Genomic DNA, 5400 nt, shown 5'->3' with positions numbered 1-5400 from the left:
AACGAAGTCGCGATTCTTTAGATACTATGTAGCTACTTCAGTAWGCTTGCCTGTCCAGTCRAAAAATAAAAAAATCCTTACACCAGTGGGGGATCAGTAGATGGTGATGTAAGACGTGCTTGCCTTTTATATGCTGAGGGTTGTCCGAACAGTCTTTTTTTTATGAAATGGATGAGAGATCAGAAAATGTCCAAACAACTAGACTTTCTCCAATTAAATAAAAATAAAAAGGTTTTTATCCTACATTTTCTGTAGTCAAATGCAAAAAATAAGTATATAATCTATATTAAATTTGTACCTATAAATTTAATATATAATAATAAATAATATATGTTGGCATAAAAATAAGGGGTGTTATCATGAAATTTGCAAAAGATTTTTTATTTGGAGCTGCATCAGCTTCTTATCAAATAGAAGGCGCATGGAATGAAGATGGGAAAGGCGAAACCAATTGGGATGTTTTTTCAAAGCTTCCTGGAAAAACATATCAAGGCACAAATGGAGATGTAGCCATTGACCATTACCATCGCTACAAGGAAGATATTAAGTTAATGGCGGAGATGGGATTAGAATCATATCGTTTTTCCATTTCATGGGCACGAATCTTGCCAACTGGCGATGGAGAAGTAAATCAAAAAGGTTTAGAATTTTATAATCAAGTGATTAATGAATGCTTAAAGTATGGAATTGTTCCATTTGTAACGCTATATCACTGGGATCTACCTTTAACGCTTGAAGAAGACGGCGGATGGACGAATAAACGAACAGCCGATGCTTTTGTTAAGTATGCAGAGGTTTGTTTTAAAGCATTTGGAGACCGTGTTAAACATTGGATTACGTTCAATGAAACCGTTATGTTTTGTGGATTAGGCTATTTAAAAGGAGCTCATCCTCCCGGTATTCAAAACGATGAAAAAAAGTACTTTCAAGCTACACATTATGTATTTTACGCACATGCAAAAGCTGTAGAGAGCTACAAGCAATTCAAGCAGTATGGAGAAATTGGGATCACACATGTTTTCTTACCAGCTTATAGCGTTGATGATAAAAAGGAAAATATCTTAGCAGCTAGACACGCGAATGAATATGAAACGTTTTGGTATTATGATCCAATTTTAAAAGGCGAATATCCATCTTATGTCGTACAGCAATTAAAAGAAAAAGGATGGACTCCAAGCTGGACAGAAGAAGAACTAGATATATTAAAAAGAAATGCCGAACACAATGATTTCATTGGTCTTAATTATTATCAACCAATTCGCGTAGAAAAAAACAATGAAACTGTTTCGTCTATGGAGCACTCAAGGGAAACCTCTACTTTAGCTCCTGGAAATCCATCATTTGACGGCTTTTATCGCACAGTAAAAATGGCAGATAAAAACTATACAAAATGGGGATGGGAAATTTCACCTCAAGGATTTTTAGACGGACTGCATATGTTAAAAGATCGTTATGGTGATATTAAAATGTATGTAACTGAAAATGGGCTTGGTGATGAAGATCCGATTATTGATGGAGAAATTGTAGACGTTCCTCGTATTAAATATATTGAAGAACATTTAAAAGTGATTAAGCTTGCTATACAAGAAGGCATTCACCTAAAAGGATATTACGCTTGGTCTGTTATTGATTTATTAAGCTGGTTAAATGGTTATAAAAAACAATACGGATTTATCTACGTAGATCATAACGATAACTTAAACCGAAAGAAAAAACTCTCATTTCATTGGTACAAGCATATTATTGAAACGAGAGGAGAAGAGCTATAAGGAAAAACAAAACCTCTTGATTTTGATCAAGAGGTTTTGTGTATAATAGAGGCAGTAAATTATTGAGAATGCAGACTAGGGAGATTATATGGCTATAAAATATAAAGAAATTGCAGATTGTTTAGAAAAAGAAATTCGAGATGGAAAGTTTAATCAAACGAAAAAACTACCTACAGAAGAAGAATTGATAAAAGAATTTGAAGTAAGCCGTAATACAATAAGAAAAGCAGTGACTCAACTCGTTAATCGTGGCTATATTTATCAAGTCCAAGGAAGTGGCATGTTTCTGCGTGAGGAATCTGTCACAGACTATATTAACTTAGGCAGCCTTAGAGGGCTAACGAAAGACTTACAGTCTAAAAAAGTGGAGACTAAAATTCTTGCTCTGCATGTAGTAAAAGCTGATGAATTAACTGCAAAAAGCTTAAGATGTGAACCCGGAACTAAGCTATATTATGTGAAACGGTTGAGAATTGTAGATGAAGAGCCTTTTTCTATTGAGATCAGTTACTTTAAAAAAGATGTAGTTCCTTATTTAAATGAAGAAATTGCGTCAAATTCTATTTATAGTTACCTAATCGATGACTTAGAATTAAACATTGGATTTGCTGACAAAGTTATTAATTGCGAAAAGATTGATGAAGAAAATGCTGAACTCCTTCATATCGACCTATTCGATCCAGCATTGATTATTGAAAATACTGTATGTTTAACGAACGGAACAATCTTTGAATGGTCAAAGTCAATCTTTCACTTTCAAAAAGCAAAAATCTTAAATCGTATCAATTTTAAATAACATCAGCATTAAGCAGTTTAATTATGAATTAATCTTTTACTTTTCTATTTCGTACTTTATTATTAATAATGAAAAAACATTAAAAGCTAAAAGCTCTTAAGTACTTCTGTTAAAATAATACATCAAAAAAACGTAAAATTTTATTAGACACACTATTTTCACCATTCATTGTTTCCATTAGTATGTCCCTCTTTATTGGAAAAACTGTTCATTTAGAAATATGGGAAATGATGAAGGGACTACTTGGAATGATTGTCCTTCCCTCTCTTGTAGCAATGTTGGTTAATCAATTTTATTCCAAATCGGTTGCAGAGAAGTGGAATAAAATTTTAGCTCCTTTTTCTAAATTAGGTTTAGCAGTAGTTGTTAGTATTAATAGTTCCGTAGTTGCACCTTATATACGTCATATCGATAAAAAATTCATTCAAATTGCACTAACAATTTTTTTATTGCTATATGCGGCTATTTTTTTGCTTGGATTCTTGGAATTTTGACGAAAAGAAGTAGGGACGAAGTGGTTGGTATGATCTATACCGGCGGTATGAGAAATATAAGTGCAGGTGCTGTTTTGGCAATAAGTTTTTTTCCCCATCCAGCAGCAGTCCCCGTTGTAATCGGCATGTTATTCCAACAAATACTTGCTGCGTTTTACGGACAATTAATAAAACTGGTTTATTTCAAGCCTAGTCTTAGCTCTTCTAGTAAAAATTTATAAACTAAGAGAAATTGTTATTGAACTGAAGAAGGCTGGCGTTAGATAACTGATTTTTGCTATGTTATGCCTTCCATCTTATTACGAGTGTATAATTAGGGTGACTAGATACTATGTAGCTACTGCAGTAAGCTTGCCTRTTCACTCAAAAAAATAAAAAAGAACCCTTACTGCAGTAGGTGAGAAGTGGGTAGTTACATAAGATGTGTTAGGTTTTTATAGACTGGAGTTTGGCCTATTAAAGATGACCTAACGTCTAGTAGAACTTAATAAAACACAGTGTAAGCGTGGAAAAGGGTATACTTCAGATCCTATAAATGGATAAAGGCAACTATAAAAAAAAGAGAGGGTTTGCATAATTTACTGTAAATCAATTATAAACTCATCTTAATCATAGTTATCTTCTAAAAAGGAGGTGTGGTTATGCCAAAAGGAAAGGGAGTTAAAAAAACCATTGAAATGTTATGGGGCATTCCTATGTTTCCAGTACTCTTACTAGGGAATTTTGTATTTGGATTAGCCACGTCTTTTTTTGCACCCTATGCCTCATTGTTTGGTATTGACGAAGTCGGAATGAGCAATATGCAATTTGGCTTTTTCATGACCATTATTTCAGTGGGTGCTGTTGTTATTACCACCATTATTGGTAAAACCTCAGACCGCGTGTCCAGTCGAAAAAAATTGTTATTACTCACTACTTGTGCTGCCATTTTAGGGTACGCTGGATTTGCATTTATCCGTAACTTCTTTCTTCTTGCTTTTCTTGCTTTTTTTTTACTGGGAACAGCAGCCTCTACCGTACCTCAATTATGGGCATTTACAAGAGAAGCATTAAAAAAAAGCACAGTAGAAGAAAAAGAAACGCCTTTTATAATGAATGTTTTTCGTGCGTTTTTTGCTCTTTCTTGGACGGTGGGTCCAGCAGTGGCAGGTTGGGTATTGTATGCGATTGGATTTAAGGGACTCTTTCTATGCGTATCAGGCGGATATCTACTAGCAGCGATTACGTTAGCCTTTTTATTAAAGGATATCAAAATTGAAGTGGAAGCCAAGCCAGCCCCGGTGGTTCTGCGTAAATTCATTGTCCAACCTCATATTTTAAAGAACATTGTCGCAATGACGTGTATGGCTATGGCTGCTTCTATGGCTAATTTAAACATGTCGCAATTTATTACGAAAATACTTAACGGGACAGAAAAGCAGGTAGGGTTAGTAGTGAGCGTACCTCCAGTATTTGAGGTTCCATTTATGATTGCAGTGGGAATATTAGCTACAAAAATCGGTAGTCGGTTGTTGATACGATTGGGATTTGGTATTTCAGTTTTTTATTATGGACTTCTATTTTCAGTCACAGAACCGTGGCAAATTTATCCGATTCAAATATTAAGTGCTGCACAGGTCTCCATAACAGCAGGCATTGCTGTGTCGTACTTTCAGGACTTTATTCCAGATGAACCTGGGACGGCAACGGCGCTATATATGAACACGACACAAGTAGGAAATGTGCTTGGCTTCCTGGGGTTCGGGTTCTTTTCAAGTTTGATAGGGTACCATAACTTATATTTGTTATGTACAGCACTTGTTATTGTCGGATTAACTATTTTGTTAAGTGAAAGAGGACGGAAGAAACTAAATTTAGATACTGTATAGCTACTTCAGTGAACTTGCTTGTCCACTTGAAAACATACATACCCCACCCGGGATCATTAATTTTAAGAACGTTAAACTGTGTCTGTGCAGTATAAGACACAGTTAATCTTCTTATTCCTTGAATATAACGATTTTATATTTTAGAATTTTTTTGTGAGAACTACTTGCAGAGATGCTTTCAATCAAAAAATAACATAATTTGAATTATAAAGGGTGACGTTCGTTGAAAGAGCAAGAATTGTACACAGTAACTCAACAACTTAACGAGCTATTTGATAATTTAAAAAATGGCAAGATTACTGAAGAGGAATACAAAGAATTATCTGATGAACTGTATCGAAAACAGACAAGGTTACGATATGAACTTGAACATGAGAAAGGATTACATTATAAAGAGTTAAAAAGCTGTTAAACAAACAATTTAAAAAAAGCAGTTTCAAAAAGATACTGCTTTTTTTATTGATATTTATTGG

General features: G+C 34.4%; 4 protein-coding genes and 1 pseudogene. All 5 read left to right on the top strand.

Translation table 11 applies throughout. The features are described from left to right. Positions 1-359: 359 nt before the first annotated feature. Positions 360-1769, top strand: coding sequence for a GH1 family beta-glucosidase (locus tag AC1DRF_RS15850; RefSeq protein WP_477741115.1), 1410 nt, complete (start codon positions 360-362; stop codon positions 1767-1769). 88 nt (positions 1770-1857) lie between these two features. After that, positions 1858-2565, top strand: a complete 708-nt coding sequence (locus AC1DRF_RS15845; RefSeq protein ID WP_279621314.1) for a GntR family transcriptional regulator — start codon at positions 1858-1860, stop codon at positions 2563-2565. Positions 2566-2702: 137 nt separating this feature from the next. Next, positions 2703-3280: pseudogene (locus AC1DRF_RS15840) on the top strand (bile acid:sodium symporter family protein); the annotation flags it as partial. A gap of 420 nt (positions 3281-3700) precedes the next feature. Next, positions 3701-4927: a sugar efflux transporter gene (locus AC1DRF_RS15835; RefSeq protein ID WP_279621317.1), complete on the top strand. Its 1227-nt coding sequence runs from the start codon at positions 3701-3703 to the stop codon at positions 4925-4927. A gap of 223 nt (positions 4928-5150) precedes the next feature. After that, positions 5151-5339, top strand: a complete 189-nt coding sequence (locus AC1DRF_RS15830) for a hypothetical protein (RefSeq protein WP_279621318.1) — start codon at positions 5151-5153, stop codon at positions 5337-5339. The last annotated feature ends 61 nt before the right edge of the window (positions 5340-5400 follow it).

Source organism: Priestia sp. P5_B4 (assembly GCF_056400385.1).
This window is presented reverse-complemented; position numbering and strand designations above follow the sequence as displayed.

What these genes read in the sequence shown, in the direction of transcription:
- AC1DRF_RS15850 (WP_477741115.1), top strand. Translation starts at nt 360, where the DNA reads ATGAAATTTGCAAAAGATTTTTTATTTGGAGCTGCATCAGCTTCTTAT.
- AC1DRF_RS15845 (WP_279621314.1), top strand. Translation starts at nt 1,858, where the DNA reads ATGGCTATAAAATATAAAGAAATTGCAGATTGTTTAGAAAAAGAAATT.
- AC1DRF_RS15835 (WP_279621317.1), top strand. Translation starts at nt 3,701, where the DNA reads ATGCCAAAAGGAAAGGGAGTTAAAAAAACCATTGAAATGTTATGGGGC.